Consider the following 20,838-nt stretch of genomic DNA (forward strand, 5'->3'; position numbering starts at 1 on the left):
TTTTATTACTTTTACCTCAATAAGAACATGATAATTAAGTAATCATATGAAAAAATTAATAATACTATTTTGTTTACTCTCTATTTTTAATACTTATTCTCAAAGCGATGAGGAAACAGACAAAAAAGCAATCCATAAAGTTTTAAAAAAACAAAGATTAGCTTGGTCTGATAATGATTTAGAAGAGTTTATGGAAGGTTATTGGAAAAGTGATTCACTTAAATTTTACGGTAGCAACGGTGTTACTTATGGATGGCAAAACACATTAGAACGTTACCAAGCTGCTTATCCAACAAAAGACCATACAGGTAAACTAAGTTTTAAAATAAACGATATTTCTAAAATAACCGAAGGTGCTTATTATGTTTTGGGTGAATACCATTTAAAACGCGAGGTAGGGAATGCCGATGGTATTTTCATGCTTGTTTTCAAGAAAATTGATGGTGATTGGAAAATTATTGCAGATACCTCTAGCTAGAAGATGAAGCCGAGTATTAGAAAAGCAACATTAAAAGATTCACCTATTCTATTAGCCTTTGAACAAGGTGTTATTGAAGCTGAACGCCCTTTTGATCCAACTATAAAAAATGGTGAAATAAATTATTATAACATTCCTGAATTAATAACTAGTAATGATTCAGAAGTTTTTGTTGCTGAAATAAATAATGAAATAATTGCTTCTGGTTACGCAAAAATAAAAACTGATAGACATTATTTAAAACATGAATATCAAGGTTACTTGGGCTTTATGTTTGTATCTAAACATCACAGAGGAAAACAGCTAAATAAGCTAATTATTGATGCTTTATTAAAATGGTGTAAAGACAAAAACATTAATGAGATAAGACTAGATGTCTATAATGATAACATACCTGCAATTAAAGCATATGAAAAGGCAGGATTTAAAAAGCATATGATTAATATGCGTTTAGATATTACAAAGCTAGATTTATAAAATTAATGTTTATTTATTAACTGGTTTATAAACTATTATTGTTGAAGCCGGATTTGAAATAACTGTTTTGGACAAATAGGACACTTTTCAAAACCTCTTGCATAATTTGGACAAACATTTTTTTAAAATAATGTCTACACAATCTTTACAAAAAAGTAAATATCATCGCTTCCTTGGAATTGAAAGCCAATGATTTGTTACAACTTTATCATGTTAGCCTTATTTCAAACACTTATTATTAAAAAAAACATGAAATACAATCACAAAATTATAATCATGATAATTTTAGCTGCTTTAACCATTTTTGGAATAGTAACTGGTAGATACTTATTTCTAGTATTTATGTTTCCTTTTGGATTTAATCTATTTAAAAAGAAAGATTCGGACTAAGTTTTTTTAACGTAATCTGTTATAATAACTATTAGTTGAGAGCCTACCTTACCTTCTATATATTTATCGTTTTCATGGTCTAAACGAATATTCCTAACCGCTGTGCCTTGTTTTGCAACCATGCTAGAGCCTTTTACTTTTAGGTCTTTGATAAGTACAACATTATCACCAGCTTCTAAAATAACACCGTTAACATCTCTGTGTATTATTTTATTAGCCGCATCTTCGTGTTCGCCAGTTGCTCTTGCTAATACCAAGGCTTCATCATCAAGATACATCATATCTAACAAATCTTTTGGCCAACCTTCATTTCGAAGTCTTTGCAACATTCTCCAAGCCATTATTTGAACAGCGATATGTTCGCTCCACATACTATCGTTTAAACAACGCCAATGGTTTGCATCCATTTCTTTGTTTCCTTCAATTTGATCTAAACAAGTTTTACAAACTAAAACATCATTTGCCACATTTTCATTTAATGATGGTGGTATAGTGTATTGGTGTAAATCTTTTGTAGAAGTACACAACTCGCATGTATTATTGCTTCGCTCTTGTAATGTTTGTAATACGCTCATGGCTATAATTTTGATTTTGCAATGATAAGTAATTTTAAGTATTATATTTAGACGGTTTAGATTATTTGTCTAGTTGTGCTTTCATTTGTTTTGTCATCCCTTTTATAACCATATCGTAAGAATGGTCTATAAGTTCAAAAATGAATTGTGGTTTTAATTCTCCTTTGTAAAGTCTAATGGTATTCCAATGTTTTTTATTCATATGAAAACCGGGATCTATGGTTTCATATTCTGCACGAAGTTCTTGCGCATAGTCTGGATTGCATTTTACATTAATAGATTGCCTACCTGCTTCCCAACCTTTTAAAGAAGTTAAAGCAAACATTTTTCCTAAAACTTTAAATACAAGTGTATCTTCATCAAAAGGAAAATCTTCAGTTACTCCTTTTTTATTTAAACAGTAATATCTAATTTGCTCTATGTTCATGATAAACACAACTAAAAATTTATTTAGATGCGTTTAAAATTAATAAATTTTAAACATTTATTTTAAAAATACTTTCCTATCCATTTACAGTCTGGAATGCCTTCAACGTTTGTTATAGTTACTTTATTTGGGAAAGAAGCCATAACATTAGGATCTGTTTTATAAATACTTTCTATTTTGTATTCAATAAAATTAAAACCTGTTTTCAAGTTAAGATTAAAATTATATATGGTTTTAATATCACCACTATCCAACATTGTTGTTGAGGTACAATTCCCTTTATATTGAAAAGGTTTAGCAACATAAATCAATTCAAAGTAAGACTCAAGAATTGGTTCCATATAAGCAGGATCTTCTACCCAAGGCATTAAATTTTCGTTAGAAACTGTGAAAATGACACCTACGTATCGATTATCACTTGTCCAAAGTGATAAGGCTCCTGTATCAAAAGAAAAGATATTGTCCTTTTCGGCAACCATCTCAGAGCCATTATCACATTGAGAGAATAAAGAGTACCACAATTTTGAGGACTCACTTTCTTTATCATCCTGTGAAAGATTTTTAAGTTCATTAGGAAAATCAAAATTAATTTCGCCAGATTTAGACATCGTTCCAATATTAATTGGGTTTTCCATTCCAAATGGCATAACCATTATATTAACATCTAAACTTGCAAACGGGTAATTATCAATACTAGATTTTGTTTGAGAATACCCAAAACTTAACACAAAAAAACTAACAATAAATAATATGTTTTTTTTCATAAATTTAATTTTTCATGAATTTGATGGTTTGAGAGTTACTATTACCTAAATTAATATTTAAAAAATAAAACCCTTTTTTAAGATGTAAAATATCTATAGAAACTGGAGACACAATATTATTTTTTGTTAAAACAATTTGTCCTAAAATATTAACCACTTTTAAATTATAGGTTTCCGAAGATGGAAATTGAACAAACAAGCTTTCAGACACTGGGTTTGGATACAGCTTTATAGTTTGGCTTTTAATCTGTGCCACTGATAATGTGTAATTTATAGAAGCCCCAAATTCTGACGTATTATTAGAGGCATCAGTTGCTGTTGCAACAATGTTATTATAATCTATAATATCAAACCCTGTTGGAAGATTTAAAGTAATAGTTTTACTTCCGGGAGTCGTGTAAACATCTGAATCTATAAAAAATTTACCCTGACCATTGTCTGCTCCAAAAAATTCAATTAATAGTGGATATGAAGAGTTGGATTCTGAACTTGTAACCATATAGGTTATTTCAATTTCATCTCCTCCTAAATAATTTATCGCGCTTATTTCTGGTGTATTTTGAAGATTATTAGCACCAGTGTCTGCATCATCTAAATCATTTTCTGTTGTCCCTACTAAATCAATTCCAATAACCGAATTGTTATAGATACTATTTTCTGAAATAGCAACTTGAGTTGGAGTGCCTGTAAATGTATTTAACTCTATTCCTTTTTGATTGTTTGCTATAATATTATTAGCAATTGTATTACCTAAATTGGTTCCTGATATCCCAATTCCAATAAGACCATTTCCAATGTCTGAAGCACCATCTAATCCAACACCTATTTTGTTGTAGCTAAATGCATTATTACTACAGTTAAATACCATACTTACAGCATTTAAATTATGATTTCCTATTACATTTCCTTCAAGTTCAGAACTACCTCCTATAGTATTATTACTAGAATTATTAAAAGCTAAACCTACTCCAATATTAGAAATCACTGTATTACCATCTGCCAAGGTTCCAACTTTATTCCTAAAAAAATGTACGCCATTTGCAGCATTAAAATTTACGTTTTTTGATGTGCTTGAACTTGTACCATTCCCTGAAATTATGTTTTCTGAAACTTGGGTATTTGTTAAAGTTCCAGTAAATTTTAATCCTTCATTATCATTTTTAATGATTCCCGTTCCCTCTGGATTTAATCCTATATAATTATTTATTATAATATGTGATGTTCCTGAAGCACTTATTCCAATGTTACTATTTCCTGAGATAATATTTCTATCTAAAGGATCACTACCACCAATAATACAGCTTATTGATGAAGACGTTAATGAAATTCCTATAGCATTTGCCAAAGCTGAATTCCCTAAAGCATTTAAACCTATATAATTACCAACGACTAAACTACCGCTCGATGCACTTTGCGAAATTTCTATTCCTGTCGTATTTCCAGATATAATATTTCTCGAACCAATTGCCTGCCCTCCAACACTATTATTTTCATCTTGTAATGCTATACCAATTCCATTCGCCAATGCTAATGTTCCCGATTCATTAGTACCAATATAATTTCCTAATATTTTATTGTTATTACCACTAACTATGGCAATGCCAGCACTTGTATTTCCCGAAATAACATTTTTAGAATTTGTTAAAGTTCCTCCAATAAAATTGTTATTGTTTTCTCCTGTAAGCATCATAATACCTATTAAATTTGGCAATGCTGCATTTCCTGTAGCATCTAATCCTATATAATTACCTTGTATATTATTAAAATCTACAGGAGTTGATGTACCACCTTGAAGATAAATACCATATTGTCCGTTTCCAGATATGAGATTTCCTTCTCCAACATTATCAGTTCCAATTTCATTATTATTTGCACCAAATAACACTAAAACTCCTCCTCTAGCATTAGAAATGGGTTCCATTCCGGTAATATCTGTGCCAATAAAATTGCCAATAATTATATTGCCATAAGATTCTGTTCCTGTAATGGCTATTCCAGTTCCTATTGTATTGTCATCAAGAGCTTGAGCTCCAGAAATAATATTGCGAGCCTCTGAAGAATTTCCTCCTAGAATATTGTTTGGTGCGTTTATAAATTGAACATTAAAGCGATTTCCTTTATTTAATGTTCCTGAAGCATCTGTGCCTATTAAGTTACCTTCAATAATATTATTTTTTGCTGCAGAATTTGTTGTTAGTCCCTCAAAAGTAAGACCACCAACACCATTTCCTGAAATTAAATTTCCTTCATTTGGCTGTGTTCCTCCTATTTGGTTATCTCCAGAATTGTTAAAAAACAAACCACCTCCTGTATTAGTGTTTATGGTTGTTCCATCTGGTTTTATTCCTATATAGTTAGATTGAAAAATATGATTTCCAGTATTTGATAAAACACCATAACCATAACTAAATGGAGAAACCTCTAATCGTTTAAATCCGCCAATACTTAATCCATATATTTCGCTTCCTGTAGAATTTCCAATAAGTTGTAAACCATTATAACCTTCAGGTAAACTACTACCATCTATTTCTATTATTGGCGTATTACTATAGCCCGATTGTGTTCTTGCATCTAAAATTACAGGTTCTTGAATTGGCTGTAAAATATCAATAACACTTATAACAAAGGGTGCTGTGCCAGATATATTAAACTCTATAATGTCTTTATTACTTGTTTTATTTGTATTTTGAATTGCTGCACGCAAGGTACAATTACCATTTGCATCTGCACATACAGCGTCATTAGTGTTATTATCTGGCAAGTCATCTATACTATTTACAGTATATGTAGTTTGTGAAAACATCGTAACTGTAAGACTTATAAACAAAATAATTAGTAATTGCTTTTTCATAATTTATTTTTTTAGAAATTTTATGGTTTGAGAATTACCATTATCTAACGTTACTTTTAAAAAGTATAAGCCTTTTGATAAGGCTGAAACATCTAATGAGATTGATGATGTATTTTGCTTTAAAACTATTTGCCCTAATTGATTAATTACTTTTAATTGACGATTGTCAGCAAAAGGATTTTCAATGGTTAGATTATTAGAAACTGGATTTGGGTAAAGTTTAATCTTATTCTTATTTACAAAACTTTCATTGCTTAATGTACCATTTATTGGGTTAAAATCTTTCCAAACAGCTGCTGCTTTATAGGCATTGACACTAGCTGGGGGAATATTTAAAGCACACGTGGATTGAGCAGTAACACCTCCAAAAACATTGGCAGGAATATAAATTGGTGTTACGATAGCACAATTTACAGTTGTTAAGCTAGTACAACCAGAAAAAGCACCTCCTCCTATATGCCAAACCAAAGCGGGAATTGTTAACGTAGTTACACTAGAACAATTAAGAAAAGCATAATTATCAATATAAGTAACAGAGTTTGGTATTGTTATAGAAGTTAAACTAGTACAATCTGAAAAAGCAAACTCTCCAATAGAAGTAACCGAATTACCAATTGTTACAGAAGTTAATCCAGTACAATTATCAAAAGTATAATCTTCAATAGAAGTAACCGAATTTGATATTGTTATAGAAGTTAAACTAGTACAATCTGAAAAAGCACGTCTTTCAATAGTAGTAACCGAATTCCCCATGGTTACAGAAGTTAAATTAGAACTCTGTTGAAAAGCATCAATTCCAATAGTAGTAACTGAATTTCCAATGGTTACAGAAGTTAAACCAAGACAATTAAAAAAAGCTTGCTGTTTAATAGACGTAACCGCATAAGTAACCGCATTATATTCTACCGTTGAAGGGATTGTTACTGCACCTGTATATTGTGGTGAGTTAGATACTACTTCTACATTGGTTGTAGTTGGTATAATATCATATTTAACTCCATTTACAGTAAATGTTTGAGCTGAAGCTATACTTAAGTTTAATATAGCAAATAATAAAAATAATTTTGTTTTCATAACATAAATTAAAATCTTGTTGTGTAATTGTTTTTTCATGGATGAAGTAATTAATTAGTCAATTATTTGGTGTTTTTTATATTTTTACAAACTCAACACGTCTGTTATTCGCTCTACCTTTTTCTGTATCATTATCATCAATTGGTTCGGTTTCTCCTTTACCTATAAATTTTAGTCTGTTGTATTCAACTTCAAACTCCTCAAAAAGAATTTGTTTTACCATCTGCGCTCTACTCCTTGATAAATATTCGTTATAACTATCCTCTCCTTGACTATCTGTATGTCCTATAATTTGCAAATTGATACCTGGATTATCTTTAAGCATTTTAGCTATTTCTGATAAAATACCATACGATTCTTTTTTAACTGTATAAGCAGCAGTATCAAAGTAGATACCTGTTGTAGTGAATTTTCCACTTTTAAGTAAAAGCGATCTCAAATCTTCTGTAGCTTCGGCAATTTTAAAATTTGATATCCCTACAAAATGCCCTTTTTCAGGCAATACATCCATTGCTTGTACAATAAAATAATCACCAATGTTTGCTTGCAATAAATTTGGGGAATCCACCATTTTCTCTTGGTTAACCCACATGCGAAGGCGTTTTTTATTAATTGTAATCGAAATGTGCACAGTGTTATTTAAATAATCAGTCATTTCTCTATCAATACGGCTACCAATTTTCACTTCGACTTCACCTCCAAAATTTTCAACATTGCTTACTTTAAAACCAGTATTTGAAAGCAATATTTCTACATCTGCCAATGTACCTCCTGCCCCCATACTGTAAGCCTTTTTAGATAAGAATGCAAAAAACAGTTTGCTATTTGGTTTACCAATACCATAGCCATTGTTAGCTAAATCAAATTCTATAGTATAATTTTCTGGGAGCTTGTTTTCTAAAGTCGGCATATATCCAGAACGTCTCACAAGAGATAGCCATTTACTTTTAGAGTCACTAGTAGTTACTACTTCACCTGAACCGCCGGTTTCCCAATGGGCTGGAAAATCGCCTACGGCATCCGTTGTGAAATCATCATAAAACAAGAGTTTGTTTCCTGGAACAAAAGTAAAATTGCTATATACTCCAAAACTTATTTCAGAGCTTTCCTCTTCTGTTTCAGAATATTCATCACTTTCATTATTATTATTGTTTACTTGGTCATCATTTTGTTTAGATGATTTGTTTTTATCGTCCCTTTTAGTGTTTCCAACATTACCTTCAAAAATGGTATCTAAAGTATTCGAGGTTTTTTCTGCTGCTTTATCGGACGTTTTTTCAACAATTACATTTTCTACTTTCTGTTCTATCCTCTTTTTTAGTTTTTTTAAAAGTTGTGCTTGAGAGTTTGTGCCACCTAAAAAAAACATAATAACTATTGATAATATGATTCTTGACTTCATTTTAATGTATTTAATATGCTTTAAAAACTAATTGTGATTTACTACTTTCTATTACCTGAAGCTTAGAATTGTTTATGAAAAAATTATGTCCAGTTGAAAACATATCTCCTGGTATAAACATATCTCCAGGTAAAAACATATCACCAGGTATAAACATATCTCCAGGCAATTCATTTTTATTGGTGTATATAATTATAGAAGTATTTTTACTTGGTTTAACCAGATTATCTTTAACTGTAAAAGTTCCTTTTAAAATGCCTAAATAAAATTTACTTTTAGGGTATTTTTTTATAAGTGCCTTCGATTCCTGTTGGTCAAAAAGCTCTAGCCCAACTATATTATTTGTTCTATTTTCTACCACGCACACTACTTTGGTGGTTTTTAAACTTCGGCTTTGAGCTTGCAAAATTTGCACAACAAAGCTCATAAAAATGGTGATTACAATAATTTTTGATTTCATTTCGTTTTGATTTGATTTAGAATGATTTATATTTAGTGACAGAAAAAAACCTAATGTTAACATCTGCATAAAAAATTATATAAATTTCTATGGAACAACATTATGTTGATGCTCTTAAAACCAATAACAACACAATTACTAAGGAACTTTACAATACTAATAGAACTCCCTTTTTAAATTTTGCAAAAAGGTATAATCTCGTAGAAGCAGATAGTGTTGATATTTATCAAGAAGCCTTTATTTCTTTAAGAAAACATGCTATTTCAGATAAACTTTATGAAGTAAACTGTAGTCTCAAAACATATCTTTTTGGTATTGGAAAACATCTTATTTATAAAAAACTAAAAGAGAATTCCTTAAAAAAGGATTATGATTCTATACTACATAAGATAAATGATAACTATGAAGAAATACAGATTGATTCCGACAATGAACTAACTGAAGAACAGCAAATTCTCCAGTATTATTTTAAAAAATTAGGAAAAAGTTGCCAGCAAATGTTAACATTATGTTTTTATAGGGGACTAACTAATGAAGAAATAGCAGAATTAGAAGGCTATGATAGCGAAGCAGTTGTGAGAAGTCAAAAATCGCGATGTCTTAGAACACTGAAAGACCTCATCAAAACATCTAATCCCTAAGATTATGAACAATAGCAAACTTATAGAAAATTATTTTTCTAGAACATTAACCAAAATTGAACTTGAGGAATTTAATTCATTATATAAAAACAATTCTGAATTTAAACTGGAGGTTGATTTTCTTAAAAATTTAAAAACAGTTTCTGAAAAAGAAGATGATTCTAATTTTAAATCTAAACTCAAAGGTTTTGAAGAAGAAGTATCCTCAAAAAAAGTTAGAAAAAACAAACTATGGAAAAAACCATTAACAATAGGTGCCGCCATACTTTTAATTGCATTTTGCATTAATTTTTTATGGATAGAAACAATTAATGAGGACCAGTTATTTACTAATTATTTTGAGCCTTCAAAAAATGTAAGTACTCCAATTGTTAGGTCTGCTAATGAAGAAAACACCCAAAATGAAGCCTTCATAAATTATAGTGAACATGAGTATGAAAACGCTAGCATACTTTTTGAAAAGGCTTACGAAAAAACAAAAAAATCAGAGTTGCTATTCTATCAAGGGAATGCTTTGTTAGCTCTAGGAAAAAGCAAAGAAGCCATTAATAAATTTAAACAACATCTTACTTTTTTAGATAGTTTAAGCAATCGTACCCATTGGTATTTGGCTTTGGCCTACTTAAAAAATAAGGATTTAAAACAAACAAAACAGCAGCTTGAACTTTTACTAAATTCTAATGAAGTATTCAAAAAAGAGGAAGCTTCTTCACTTCTTAAAAAACTTAAATAAACTTTTTCTATAAATAAAAATAGGCAGTAAAGGTAAAATTAAAAGATAAAACCAGTTGTTGTGATATTCCACAAGCGCATTTGTGTTTCCTGTAAGTACAAACCCTGCCCAATAATATGGATGTTTCAATAAAGGGTCTTCAGTATTACTTAAATAATCTAATTTCGCGTTTTTAAGTGCCTCATCCTTAGTTTCTCCAAAATCTAAATGCTTATAAAAGAAAGTCATAATTATTTCTGTAGCTTCGTCATCAACCTTCCATAAACTCATTACAGTACTTGGTATTCCCGCGTAATTAAATGCCCTAGACAAACTAATAACACCCTCACCATTTTCATAAAATCCATTACCTGTATCGCAGGCACTTAAAACCGCCATATTAGCGTTAAAATTTTCGTTATATAATTCAGAAATCAACAATTTGTTCATTTTTTCTCCATAAAAATTAAGTGAAGAAAATTCTGGATTTACTTCATCAATGTTAGAATGCATAGCTAAATGCAGTACATTGTATTGGCTAGCTTGTTTAAAAAACTCATTTTTTGAAGGGTTTATATAGGCTTTTCCATTAAATATATTAAGAATATTTTTAATTTCTGTTGTTGTTTTTGGCAATCTATTATTTGTATTTGACACGGCAAATGCCCCTACATTTACTTTATTAAATGTTACAGCTGTTTTATTCTGCTCTTGATAAAGCATTAGTGAAGATGCATAACTAATTAAAGGCATGTTTTCGTCTAATAAAAGTGCTTCAAAAGGGAAGTAATATAAAGCTCCATCAGGAATAATAGTTAATTTTTTATAGTCTTGATAATTGATTTTATTAAACAACAATTCTTTTAATTCTTTAAATGAATTTTGATAATCTTCATTTCTGTTTTTCAAATTCTGTAAACCTATTTTTAATGTATTTACAAACACTTTTTTATTTATTGAAGGCAATAAATAAATATTTTCTTTTAAAATTAAAAAGACATATAAATCTTTCTCTGTAAGTATATATTTTAAAATGCCTTCATCAAGTTTTAATGTTGGTTGTAAAGTGGCTACATCAAAAGCCTTGATATTAAACTGATGATATGTGCTACTTTGTTGCTTTATAGAATCCTGTATTTTAGATAAACTTTCTTTCCACTCATAAACTTTATCCTTCCATAGCATAATTTTTTCTTCTGAATTCTCTTTAGAACTTACTATTGAATTTTGATAAAAATTGAGTTGTGCTTTAATACTCTCTTCTTCATTAATTAGATTTTGAGAAAGATGTAATAATTGACGTTGCGTACTAAATACAAATTTAGACCATGTTAATTTAGAACCATTGTTTTCAATTGTGTTGATAATTTTAGTGAGCAAACTTTTATTTTCTAAAGACTTTGATGCCGCATTTAATAACCGATCATTAATAGAATTATTGATTATAAACAAACGTTCATTATAACGCTGTCCTAAATACAATTGATTATAAATTTTAGAAGCTAGTAAATACCTATGAATCGCTTTTTTAAAATTAATTTTTGAGTCATCATTCTTATATATTTCCATATAAAAATCTCCCATTGCCAAAAAACCATCTATAGTTTCAAAAGAAATTAATGGTTTTAAATCCTTTATGTCAATTTGCTCTAAACCTAAATCTGAATTTTTTAAAAGCAAAAATGCATCGTCAAAATACTTTTGTGCTTTTTTAGTTTTAAGAAGTGACTGTGCCGTTTTTGCTTTGAATATAGATAACTTAAAACGATTTGAAATATCATAATTCTTACTCAAATCATTTAATTCTTCCAATAATGATTCAGCTTCAATATATTTATTTAATTCAATTAATAATTCAACTTTGTAAAGCTGATAAGAAAATGCATCTGAATAATATTTAGTTTTATAATTCTTCTGAATACTTATGGCTTTATCTAAAAATCTCAAAGCTTCACTTGGCTTATCTCTCTTTAAAAGAGACGCATATAACTTTAAAGTTGAACTCTTTTTAGAAACTTCAAAATTCAGCAAATTTTTATCAGTTGGAATGGATTTTAAAATGTTTTGGGCATAAAAAATTGTGTTAATAGTATCTTTTTTACGTGAATAATGCACCATTAAATCGTACCATTCTGAGAGTTTATCTATATAAATTTCTTCTTTATTTCTTAAAAAACCATTCACCTTAGTTGTTTTAGCAAGTGCTCTTAGTCTTTTTTTCTTCAATATATATTCTTCAGCTTTTTCGTAATCACCATAGTAAGAATACCAATAAAACAAGTTCCCATAGCAACTGTATAAAAAGTGTTTATCATCATCTTCATCAATATTTTCCCAAATAGATTTTGCCTTTAAAAGTGATTCTAATTCTTTTTTACGTAATCCTAAATTTCTGTATTCTACTGCAATATTATTATAAGCTTGTGCAACATCTGTATGATTTTCACCTATAATACTTTTATATAAATCTAACGAGGTTTGGTAATTTTTAACTGCTTTAGAATAATCCCCCAATTGACTGTATATATAACCTATGTCATAAATTAAATCCACAAAGGTTTTATCCTTTTCTGAAAGGGTGTCTTTTAAAATTTTAAAACCCAATTGAGCTTCTTTCAAAGCATGTTTCCAGTTACCTAAATAAGCCGTTTGATGGTAAATTCTATTTTGTAATTGATACTGAAATATTCTATCTGGATACTTTGCATTTATGTATAAATCTCTAGCCTTAGTTGCCGATTGCAAAGCGCTATCTAAATACTGTTCGCGCGCTTTTTTTGTAATAGACTTATCTAAATTGTGATAATTATAGCTCTTAAACTCAAGGTTTGAAGAGTTGGTATGAAAGTACTTTGCATTTATATAAGATTGGTACTCTTTAGAAGTATTGTTGATTAATTTAATAGCGTGAGTTCTTACTAATAGCGCTTTTTCATACTCTGAATTGTTATGCAAAGAATCTGCTAAAACTGTTAAACTATCTTTATTAAAAATAGTTTGTGAAAAACCATATGAAATGACAAAAACAGAAAGGCATAAAAAAAGATTCCACTTCATTTTGTTTGCTTAATTGCTTTAAATTTAAACAATTAAACTGAGCTTATAACGAGTTTCCCTCTATTTGGATTACTTTAAAATACGCTCCATTACTTTATCAGGATGTGATAACTCATTATATCCAAACTGTTTATAAAGATTATGAGCATCTGATGTTTTGAGCATCCATACTTTACAGGTTTGCAATTTCGGCTCTTCGTTAATGGATTTCATCAATTTTTTCGAATACCCTTTACCTCTAAATTCTGGTAAAATAAACACGTCCATTAAATATGCAAAAACGGTATAATCGGTAGCTATTCTGGCAAAACCAATCTGTCTTTTATCTAAATAAACTCCAAAACACAAACAATGACTAATAGACTTTTTTACTTCTTCAATAGTTCTTCCCTTTGCCCAATAGGCAGTGGTTAAAAACTTATGAATAACATCTATTTCTAATCTGCTTTTATCGGTTGATATTTCTATCATTATTTGATTAACTTTTTATTGCTTTCTTCAATTTTTAAAGCTGAATAATCTAATTTCCAACCAATGGTTTCAACAATGGTTTCAATTAACAAAATAGTTTCTAACGCTTCTTTTTGAGCAATTTGAATGAGACCACTTTCTGGAATTTTATCTTGTATGTGCAATTTTGCCTCATTATGTAAACCTGTTAAATCTGCTGCTTCAAACTTATTAAAGTAACCATCTTTTTTATCATAATAATTTAAATTAGTTTCTATAGATAATACTTCGGGTTGCGGAAAATGTTCTAATAAAATTTTTTTGTTGTTATTATCTGCTTTCAATATAATTTTTGACAAATCGTAACCAACATGTGCTTTTGCATTTATAATAACAAGCGCTTTCTTTTTACTTGAGATCAGTTTTAAAAACCGTTCTTTTACATCTTCGTAATGATATATTTCTGCAAAATCACCTTCTACGGTTATAAATTTGCAAACCTTCTTTATCTTATCTAGCAGTAATACAGATTGGGCATTTACCAAGCTTTTCTTTTTAAAAGATTTAACATAAGTAACAATGCCTAACGTAACTAAAACCCCAATTATTATTCCTAAGAAAGCTTCCATCTATTCAATTATTTTATACAAAATCGGTTTGCTTGGTGTGGCATCATTTTCAAAAGGTGCAATTTGAAGATTTAAAAAATACTCACCATCTTCAACTGTATTTGGCACAAAAATAAGTTCGGTAATTGTAGCATCTAATCGCAATTTTCCTTTTGTGTTCCAAAACGCATTATGGGCTAAAAGTTGACAATCGTCCTTTTCTTTATCTACGCTTGGTAAATCTATTAATAAATGTTTTACTCCTTTTTCTCGTAAATAAATTGCCGCATCTTTTAATAAATAAGGTGGATTTGTATGTGAATATTGTGCAGATAACTTTTCCTTAGTATTTGGAATAGTTCTAATAACAATCGCATCTCTTTTTTTGTTACCAATTGCAAATTGTATTTGTTTTTTAGATATCACAGAATCTCCATTCAATCTTTCTGGTGCAACAGTAATAACTTCTGCTAAAAAGAAAAACTCCTTTAAATTTTCATTTATAGAATATACTTTTTCGGTTATATGACCCACACATTCTGTATGTGTACCGTGTGCATGCGGATTAAAATAAATGTCATTAAAATTTATACATGCGCCATCTTTTACAGTTGCTACCCATTCACCATCTTTTACTGGTTCTATTTTTGGAGGATCAACATACCATGCATTAACATTGCTTTTTGATGCACGAAGCGGAATGGATATATCTAAAGGTTTTGATAAATCTATTTGAAGTTTTCTGGAGTTATATTGTATTGTTGCTAGCATACCCAAATATACTAAATCATAAATAGTTCGGATGCTATTCCATCTATCAAAAACTTTCCTTTTTTTGTGGTTATTATTGTTTTTTGATGAGATACTTCAAGTAATCCTTCATTAATATATTTTTTCGCAGATATTTTTAAATGCTCAACAAACGTTTTCCCAAAGTCCTTTTCAATTTTCTCTAAAGATACTCCCCAAATAGTTCGTAAACCTGTCATAATATATTCGTTATATTCATCTTGTATCGAAAGATGTTCCGCGGTATTTGGTAAAGTTTTATTTTGAATAGCTTTTATGTATTTTGTGTTATTTGAAACATTCCAACTACGCTCATTTTTATAAAATGAATGTGCCGATGGACCGATTCCTAAATAAGACTTCCCTTGCCAATAACTAGTGTTGTGCTTAGAAAAATAATTAGGCTTACCAAAATTTGAAATTTCGTAATGTACAAACCCTTGTTCGTTGGTTTTTTCTATTAAATAATTAAAATGCTGAAGTGCTAAATCTTCATCCATTGGCGGATAGGTTCCTTTTTTTATAAACATAGCCATAGCTGTATTAGGTTCAACAGTTAAAGCGTAGCTAGAAATATGATTAACTCCAAAACCAAAGGTCATTTCTAAGTTTTTATTCCATTTTTCTAAACTCATATTTGGAATACCGTAAATAAGGTCGATAGTAATATTATCAAAGTACTTTGTAGCCTCTTTTAAACATTTTTTAGCTTCATCTGACGAATGTGCTCTATTCATGTTTTTTAAATCATCTTCAAAAAAAGACTGAATACCTATACTTAATCGATTAATCGGGCTTTCAGATAGCTGAATAATGACACTTTTAGATAAATCATCTGGGTTAGCCTCTAAAGTAATTTCTGGATTTTCTGCAACTTGATAATGTTTATAAACAGAATCGATTAATAGCTTTAATTCTTCATTTGTTAATAAACTTGGGGTTCCTCCACCAAAATAAATGGTTTCAATGGTTTCATTTTTGAGTTCATCTTTTCGTAATTCTAATTCTTTTACTAAAGCTTGAACTAGCTCATCTTTCTTTTTTAGTGAGGTCGAAAAATGAAAATCGCAATAAAAACATGCTTGCTTACAAAATGGAATATGTATGTAGATGCCTGCCATTATTTTTTAACCCTATCTCCATTCTGCTTTACAAAAGCATCCCAACCAGAATAGCTTTTTCCAACAGTTATTTTACCCGAGTTATAAAAATGACAAACCGCAGCCGCTAAACCATCCGTTGCATCTAAATTTTTTGGCAATGTTTTAAGTCCTAATAAACTTTGAAGCATTTTCGCAACCTGTTCTTTACTCGCATTTCCGTTACCAGTAATGGCCATTTTTATTTTTTTTGGCAGATATTCTGTAATAGGTATTTCTCTGCTTAAACCTGCAGCCATAGCAACACCTTGTGCTCTTCCAAGTTTAAGCATACTTTGCACGTTTTTACCAAAAAATGGCGCTTCAATGGCAATTTCATCTGGATTATGAGTATCAATAAGTTCTATGGTACGTTCAAAAATTAGTTTTAGTTTTAAATAATGATCGTCGTATTTTTTTAAATCCAGTTCATTAAGTTGTAGAAATGTCATGGTTTTCCCAACTACTTTTATGAGTCCAAAACCCATAATAGTTGTCCCAGGATCAATTCCTAAAATTATTCTTTCTTTAGTCATTCTGTTCACAATAATAACAACCGCTTAACGATATGGAGGCACCAATAGTTACTGTTAAAAGGTTTCCGTTAAATGACCCAAAACCTTCTGAAATCGGATTAAAATCATCACTAAAACCTAAAATATAAGAGGCATCTAAATATACCGATAGTTTATCTGAAACACCATAATGAAACTCAATTCCTGCCATGGCATTTAAATATGATGTTTTATTTTGAGTATAATTCCCTAAAGGCTTTATCATAGAAAACCCAGGTCCTGCATGAACAAATGTTCCCATATTTTGTGGAAAAAAACTAAAAATATTAGTAGTATTATAAACCAATTGAGCATTAATGCGTGTATAATTCACTTTAAATTCTGGCGTATTATCTGAATTTGAAAATCTATTATATCCAAGATCTAGCTTAACTCCAAGCATGGGTTTAAACATATATTGCAACCCTAAGTTAATGGTTGGAAAATTAATTGAACTTCCCTCAAAATTATTTATAAAACCATTAGATGACGGACTATTTACTCCCAATGCAAATTGCGCTTTAAAAGTACTTGTATCGCTTTGCGAAAATCCCAAATAGGTATAAAAAGATAGTATAAAAATTAACCAATACTTCTTATAAATTTTAAAACTTGAAGACATACCGTATTATTAGTTTATTTTGCAATTAATATGATGTATTCATTGCCATACAAAACTAAACAATTCTTTTTTGTGCTCATTAAATTAAGCATTGTTGTTGGTGCATTTTATTTCATCTATCAAAAACTAGCAAATAATAGCGAATTAGAATTTTCCGCTTTTATAAATTTTTTATCAAAAAAAGACATTTTTTCGACCGAAAACATTCTTTTTTTAGTTTTTTTAAGCATTTTTAATTGGTTTTTTGAAATTCTAAAATGGAAGAAATTAGTTAGCTATGTTGTTAAAATCAGTTTTAAAAAATCTCTTGAACAAAGTTTAGGAGCATTAACAGCATCATTATTTACACCAAATAGAGTTGGTGAATACGGAGCTAAAGCCATCTATTTTAAATCAACTTATAGAAAACGCATCTTACTTGTAAATTTACTTAGTAATATGTTACAAATGAGCGTTACAGTTATTTTAGGTGTTATAGGATTTAGTTTTTTTGTGTCAGAAAATAACATTGAAATTAATCATTACAAACTTGCTAAGCTATTAGCTATAGTGCTAACACTTTTTGTTTTAATAGCTTTTGGTATTAGTAAAAGCAGCTTCACTATTAAAGGGTTTTCTTTCGAAAAAATAAAGCACTTTATTTTAAAATATCCAAAAAATAAGCTGGTTTTAGGTTTTCTACTTTCTCTTTTACGATATTTTATTTTCTCATTTCAATTCTATTTTTTGTTACACCTTTTTAATATTGATATAACATACTTGAATGCTATGAAAGGTATTACTTCTATGTATTTATTAGCTTCCATTATTCCATCTATTTTTATTTTTGAGGTTATTGTTAAAGGAAGTATTGCTGTATATTTATTCTCCTTTATTCATGTAAATGAAATAACTATTTTAAGTATTATTACAATTATGTGGTTGCTTAATTTTGTATTACCAAGCTTTTTTGGAAGCTATTATGTGCTTAATTTTAATTTACCCAAAAACGACCAATACGAATGATTTTAGTGAGCATAATTATAACCGTTATATATTTACTTTTAATTGGCAGCTTTGTTTATGGCTTTGATAAAGTTGATAATTTTAAACTTGATGATATTACTCCAACAACAAGATTTTCTATAATTATTCCTTTTAGAAATGAAGCCGAGAATTTACCTTCCTTATTAAAATCTATTGAAGCATTAGAATATCCTAAAAGCTTATTTGAAATTATTTTAGTTGATGACGACTCAGAAGATAATTCGGTTTCAATTATAAAGCAATTCATAAATAATTATCAAAATATCTCAATAATTTTAAATGATAGAAAAACAAATTCACCAAAAAAAGATGCGATTACAACTGCTATAAAAAAAGCTGAAAACGAATGGATTATAACTACAGATGCCGATTGTATTTTACCTAAATATTGGCTAGATAGTTTTGATGAATACATTCAAAAAACAAATACGCTTTGCATAGTTGCTCCTGTTACATATTCTCAACAAAATCATTTTTTACATCGGTTTCAATTATTAGATATTTTAAGTTTACAAGGTGCAACTATTGGTGGTTTTGGCTCCAATAAACCGTTTTTATGCAACGGTGCTAATTTTGCTTACAAAAAAGAGTTGTTTGATGAGTTGAATGGTTTTGAAGGAAATAATAATATCGCTAGTGGTGACGATATTTTTTTCCTTGAAAAAGTATCAAAAACATATCCAAAACAACTTCATTATTTAAAATGTGAACAAGCTATTGTAACAACAAATTCTCAACCAACTTGGAAACACCTTATTTCTCAACGTATTCGTTGGGCCGCAAAAACAAGTGCTTATAATAATTGGTTTGGCAAACTTACAGGACTTACTGTTTTGTTAATGAACTCTATAATAATTATTAGTTTACTACTTTCTTTAATGGGTGTATTTAAGCTTAAAATTTTGCTTTATATTATAATTATTAAATTTAATATTGACTTTTTTTTAATTTACAAATCGGCAAATTTTTTTAATCAAAAAGAAGTCTTAATGAGTTTCTTTTTCGGGTTTATTATCTATCCGTTCTTTAGTGTTTATGTGGCTTTTATATCTGTTTTTTCAAACTACAAATGGAAAGGAAGACAATTCAAAAAATAATTTAATTAGATTTACATCTATGAGCTTTTTAAACAAAACTTCAAATCCAGCTTTTACCAATCACTTTTTTGGTGGTCGTAGTACTAATGCTAAAACCATGACTGTAACTGGAATTTTTGTAAAATCAATGCTTTCTATTACTATTATTGTAATAATTTCAATTGGTTTATGGAAACTTTATAACAATGGCGTAAATATAAAATGGTATGGTTTAGGCGGAATGCTTTCTGCCATTATAATAAGTATTGTTATTTCTGTTCGCCAACATTGGGCTCATATTTTAGTACCTCTTTGCTATTGCCAAAGGCTTTTTTCTTGGTAGTATGAGTATTTATGCACATGCACATTTCCCTAATTTACCATATCAAGCTATCGGCATTACTGTAGTCACTTTTTTTGTAATGTTAGTACTTTACCAAACAAGACTAATTATAGTTACAAAAAAATTACGAAGTGTTATTATTACTGCTGTAACAAGTATTTTTGTGATTTATATAATTTCATGGATTTTAGGCTTTTTTGGTATTAAAGTTTTTATTTGGGGTACCTCATGGCCTGCTATTATTTTTAATATTACTGCTGCAGTTTTCGCCTCACTATCCTTACTTCTAGATTTTGATTATATAGAACGCCATAAAAATAAATCGCCAAAATATAAAGAGTGGTTAGCTACTTGGGGACTTTTAGTCACTTTAGTTTGGTTGTATGCTGAAATTTTAAGATTGATGCGAAAACTAGCTATTAAGTTTTAGGATATTTTAGTTAACATTAATAATTACTGGTAATTTAAACTCTGTTGTTACTTGTTGTGCTCGTTTAATTGCTGGAAATATTTTAGGTAAAGAATCTAAACTTTGGTGAAGTAAGTTATTCATATTTGGAATTTCTTGGCTTGTAATACTATCCATTTTAACTCCAATTAAATGCAAATCTCCTTCTTTGGTAACTTGAAATTGTAACAGCATAGTATCTCTAATATCTTGAGATACAATTAGTTTTTCCTTTTTTAAAAAATCCCAAATATGCAATGTTAAAACACTCTCAAAACAGCCTTTTTTATCTTCTTTTATTGATAAAGAATCACATTCTGAAAAACTAGGGTATTCATCTACATCATTCCAATTAAAAGTTTGCAACTCTTCTTTTAAAATAGCTTCAGAAGATGTTTTTTTTACATTAAAATACTCGCAAGACGTGAGCATCAACACAAATAGAAAAACACAAAATGGCTTCATATATTATAAC

Annotated in this window: 21 protein-coding genes and 1 pseudogene; 7 read left to right on the top strand and 15 right to left on the bottom strand. The window is 29.3% G+C overall.

What is annotated here, in order from left to right:
- Positions 1–46: 46 nt before the first annotated feature.
- Both BT151_RS01185 and BT151_RS01190 read left to right on the top strand, forming a co-directional pair.
- Complete coding sequence (locus BT151_RS01185) at positions 47–478, top strand: YybH family protein (RefSeq protein ID WP_072399830.1); 432 nt, start codon at positions 47–49, stop codon at positions 476–478.
- Between the two features lie 3 nt (positions 479–481).
- The gene (locus BT151_RS01190; protein ID WP_072399832.1) at positions 482–955 is read left to right on the top strand and encodes a GNAT family N-acetyltransferase; all 474 of its coding nucleotides are present in this window, start codon (positions 482–484) and stop codon (positions 953–955) included.
- Positions 956–1,341: 386 nt separating this feature from the next.
- Here BT151_RS01190 and BT151_RS01200 read toward each other — a convergent pair whose 3' ends face one another.
- From BT151_RS01200 to BT151_RS01230, 7 genes are all read right to left on the bottom strand, one after another.
- A complete protein-coding gene (locus BT151_RS01200; RefSeq protein WP_072399836.1) occupies positions 1,342–1,920 on the bottom strand; it encodes a PhnA domain-containing protein in 579 nt (192 codons plus the stop codon).
- Positions 1,921–1,981: 61 nt separating this feature from the next.
- Positions 1,982–2,347 carry an MmcQ/YjbR family DNA-binding protein gene (locus BT151_RS01205; protein ID WP_072399838.1) on the bottom strand — a complete coding sequence of 122 codons (366 nt, stop codon included), beginning with the start codon at positions 2,345–2,347 and terminating at the stop codon, positions 1,982–1,984.
- A gap of 62 nt (positions 2,348–2,409) precedes the next feature.
- The gene (locus tag BT151_RS01210; RefSeq protein WP_072399840.1) at positions 2,410–3,111 is read right to left on the bottom strand and encodes a hypothetical protein; all 702 of its coding nucleotides are present in this window, start codon (positions 3,109–3,111) and stop codon (positions 2,410–2,412) included.
- Positions 3,112–3,115: 4 nt separating this feature from the next.
- Positions 3,116–5,962: a T9SS type A sorting domain-containing protein gene (locus BT151_RS01215; RefSeq protein ID WP_084647818.1), complete on the bottom strand. Its 2,847-nt coding sequence runs from the start codon at positions 5,960–5,962 to the stop codon at positions 3,116–3,118.
- A gap of 3 nt (positions 5,963–5,965) precedes the next feature.
- A complete protein-coding gene (locus BT151_RS01220; RefSeq protein ID WP_072399844.1) occupies positions 5,966–7,036 on the bottom strand; it encodes a leucine-rich repeat domain-containing protein in 1,071 nt (356 codons plus the stop codon).
- Positions 7,037–7,112: 76 nt separating this feature from the next.
- Entirely contained in the window at positions 7,113–8,438 is a 1,326-nt protein-coding gene (locus BT151_RS01225) for an OmpA family protein (protein ID WP_084647819.1), read from the bottom strand.
- Positions 8,439–8,448: 10 nt separating this feature from the next.
- Positions 8,449–8,898, bottom strand: coding sequence for a hypothetical protein (locus tag BT151_RS01230; protein ID WP_143144230.1), 450 nt, complete (start codon positions 8,896–8,898; stop codon positions 8,449–8,451).
- Between the two features lie 89 nt (positions 8,899–8,987).
- Here BT151_RS01230 and BT151_RS01235 point away from each other — a divergent pair, with 89 nt between their 5' ends.
- Positions 8,988–9,539 carry an RNA polymerase sigma factor gene (locus BT151_RS01235; protein ID WP_072399848.1) on the top strand — a complete coding sequence of 184 codons (552 nt, stop codon included), beginning with the start codon at positions 8,988–8,990 and terminating at the stop codon, positions 9,537–9,539.
- 4 nt (positions 9,540–9,543) lie between these two features.
- A complete protein-coding gene (locus BT151_RS01240; RefSeq protein ID WP_072399850.1) occupies positions 9,544–10,272 on the top strand; it encodes a tetratricopeptide repeat protein in 729 nt (242 codons plus the stop codon).
- Here the strand turns inward: BT151_RS01240 and BT151_RS01245 are convergent.
- The 7 genes from BT151_RS01245 to BT151_RS01275 all read right to left on the bottom strand — a co-directional run bounded on the left by BT151_RS01245 (position 10,249) and on the right by BT151_RS01275 (position 17,470).
- Entirely contained in the window at positions 10,249–13,308 is a 3,060-nt protein-coding gene (locus BT151_RS01245) for a CHAT domain-containing protein (RefSeq protein ID WP_072399852.1), read from the bottom strand. The two genes, BT151_RS01240 and BT151_RS01245, sit on opposite strands and share 24 nt — an antisense overlap.
- 69 nt (positions 13,309–13,377) lie before the next feature.
- On the bottom strand, positions 13,378–13,779 hold the full coding sequence (locus tag BT151_RS01250) for a GNAT family N-acetyltransferase (RefSeq protein WP_072399854.1): 402 nt from the start codon (positions 13,777–13,779) through the stop codon (positions 13,378–13,380).
- Positions 13,779–14,387 (bottom strand): DUF4230 domain-containing protein, encoded by a 609-nt coding sequence (locus tag BT151_RS01255; protein WP_072399856.1) that lies wholly within the window; start codon positions 14,385–14,387, stop codon positions 13,779–13,781. Before BT151_RS01255 ends, BT151_RS01250 begins: the two co-directional genes overlap by 1 nt.
- Positions 14,388–15,137, bottom strand: coding sequence for a cyclase family protein (locus tag BT151_RS01260; protein WP_072399858.1), 750 nt, complete (start codon positions 15,135–15,137; stop codon positions 14,388–14,390).
- Positions 15,138–15,148: 11 nt separating this feature from the next.
- Positions 15,149–16,276 (bottom strand): radical SAM family heme chaperone HemW, encoded by a 1,128-nt coding sequence (gene hemW / locus BT151_RS01265; protein WP_072399860.1) that lies wholly within the window; start codon positions 16,274–16,276, stop codon positions 15,149–15,151.
- On the bottom strand, positions 16,276–16,830 hold the full coding sequence (ruvC, locus tag BT151_RS01270; protein ID WP_072399862.1) for a crossover junction endodeoxyribonuclease RuvC: 555 nt from the start codon (positions 16,828–16,830) through the stop codon (positions 16,276–16,278). Before ruvC ends, hemW begins: the two co-directional genes overlap by 1 nt.
- Entirely contained in the window at positions 16,823–17,470 is a 648-nt protein-coding gene (locus BT151_RS01275; RefSeq protein ID WP_072399863.1) for an outer membrane beta-barrel protein, read from the bottom strand. The genes ruvC and BT151_RS01275 overlap by 8 nt, the downstream gene beginning before the upstream one ends.
- A gap of 30 nt (positions 17,471–17,500) precedes the next feature.
- On the opposite strand from BT151_RS01275, the gene BT151_RS01280 reads away from it, so the two are divergent.
- From BT151_RS01280 to BT151_RS01290, 3 genes and pseudogenes are all read left to right on the top strand, one after another.
- Positions 17,501–18,475 (top strand): lysylphosphatidylglycerol synthase domain-containing protein, encoded by a 975-nt coding sequence (locus tag BT151_RS01280; RefSeq protein WP_084647820.1) that lies wholly within the window; start codon positions 17,501–17,503, stop codon positions 18,473–18,475.
- Positions 18,472–19,593, top strand: coding sequence for a glycosyltransferase family 2 protein (locus BT151_RS01285; protein ID WP_072399867.1), 1,122 nt, complete (start codon positions 18,472–18,474; stop codon positions 19,591–19,593). The genes BT151_RS01280 and BT151_RS01285 overlap by 4 nt, the downstream gene beginning before the upstream one ends.
- Positions 19,594–19,612: 19 nt before the next feature.
- Positions 19,613–20,345 (top strand): annotated as a pseudogene (locus BT151_RS01290) (Bax inhibitor-1/YccA family protein).
- Positions 20,346–20,351: 6 nt separating this feature from the next.
- Here BT151_RS01290 and BT151_RS01295 read toward each other — a convergent pair.
- Entirely contained in the window at positions 20,352–20,828 is a 477-nt protein-coding gene (locus tag BT151_RS01295; RefSeq protein ID WP_072399869.1) for a hypothetical protein, read from the bottom strand.
- Positions 20,829–20,838 lie beyond the last annotated feature (10 nt).

This window comes from Flaviramulus basaltis, assembly GCF_900114265.1.
GTDB classification, from domain to species: domain Bacteria; phylum Bacteroidota; class Bacteroidia; order Flavobacteriales; family Flavobacteriaceae; genus Flaviramulus; species Flaviramulus basaltis.

What these genes read in the sequence shown, in the direction of transcription:
- hemW (WP_072399860.1), bottom strand. Translation starts at nt 16,276, where the DNA reads ATGGCAGGCATCTACATACATATTCCATTTTGTAAGCAAGCATGTTTT.
- BT151_RS01240 (WP_072399850.1), top strand. Translation starts at nt 9,544, where the DNA reads ATGAACAATAGCAAACTTATAGAAAATTATTTTTCTAGAACATTAACC.
- BT151_RS01210 (WP_072399840.1), bottom strand. Translation starts at nt 3,111, where the DNA reads ATGAAAAAAAACATATTATTTATTGTTAGTTTTTTTGTGTTAAGTTTT.
- BT151_RS01190 (WP_072399832.1), top strand. Translation starts at nt 482, where the DNA reads ATGAAGCCGAGTATTAGAAAAGCAACATTAAAAGATTCACCTATTCTA.
- BT151_RS01215 (WP_084647818.1), bottom strand. Translation starts at nt 5,962, where the DNA reads ATGAAAAAGCAATTACTAATTATTTTGTTTATAAGTCTTACAGTTACG.
- BT151_RS01220 (WP_072399844.1), bottom strand. Translation starts at nt 7,036, where the DNA reads ATGAAAACAAAATTATTTTTATTATTTGCTATATTAAACTTAAGTATA.
- BT151_RS01295 (WP_072399869.1), bottom strand. Translation starts at nt 20,828, where the DNA reads ATGAAGCCATTTTGTGTTTTTCTATTTGTGTTGATGCTCACGTCTTGC.
- BT151_RS01275 (WP_072399863.1), bottom strand. Translation starts at nt 17,470, where the DNA reads ATGTCTTCAAGTTTTAAAATTTATAAGAAGTATTGGTTAATTTTTATA.
- BT151_RS01280 (WP_084647820.1), top strand. Translation starts at nt 17,501, where the DNA reads ATGATGTATTCATTGCCATACAAAACTAAACAATTCTTTTTTGTGCTC.
- BT151_RS01185 (WP_072399830.1), top strand. Translation starts at nt 47, where the DNA reads ATGAAAAAATTAATAATACTATTTTGTTTACTCTCTATTTTTAATACT.
- BT151_RS01235 (WP_072399848.1), top strand. Translation starts at nt 8,988, where the DNA reads ATGGAACAACATTATGTTGATGCTCTTAAAACCAATAACAACACAATT.
- BT151_RS01225 (WP_084647819.1), bottom strand. Translation starts at nt 8,438, where the DNA reads ATGAAGTCAAGAATCATATTATCAATAGTTATTATGTTTTTTTTAGGT.
- BT151_RS01285 (WP_072399867.1), top strand. Translation starts at nt 18,472, where the DNA reads ATGATTTTAGTGAGCATAATTATAACCGTTATATATTTACTTTTAATT.
- BT151_RS01230 (WP_143144230.1), bottom strand. Translation starts at nt 8,898, where the DNA reads ATGAAATCAAAAATTATTGTAATCACCATTTTTATGAGCTTTGTTGTG.
- BT151_RS01205 (WP_072399838.1), bottom strand. Translation starts at nt 2,347, where the DNA reads ATGAACATAGAGCAAATTAGATATTACTGTTTAAATAAAAAAGGAGTA.
- BT151_RS01200 (WP_072399836.1), bottom strand. Translation starts at nt 1,920, where the DNA reads ATGAGCGTATTACAAACATTACAAGAGCGAAGCAATAATACATGCGAG.
- BT151_RS01255 (WP_072399856.1), bottom strand. Translation starts at nt 14,387, where the DNA reads ATGGAAGCTTTCTTAGGAATAATAATTGGGGTTTTAGTTACGTTAGGC.
- BT151_RS01245 (WP_072399852.1), bottom strand. Translation starts at nt 13,308, where the DNA reads ATGAAGTGGAATCTTTTTTTATGCCTTTCTGTTTTTGTCATTTCATAT.
- BT151_RS01260 (WP_072399858.1), bottom strand. Translation starts at nt 15,137, where the DNA reads ATGCTAGCAACAATACAATATAACTCCAGAAAACTTCAAATAGATTTA.
- ruvC (WP_072399862.1), bottom strand. Translation starts at nt 16,830, where the DNA reads ATGACTAAAGAAAGAATAATTTTAGGAATTGATCCTGGGACAACTATT.
- BT151_RS01250 (WP_072399854.1), bottom strand. Translation starts at nt 13,779, where the DNA reads ATGATAGAAATATCAACCGATAAAAGCAGATTAGAAATAGATGTTATT.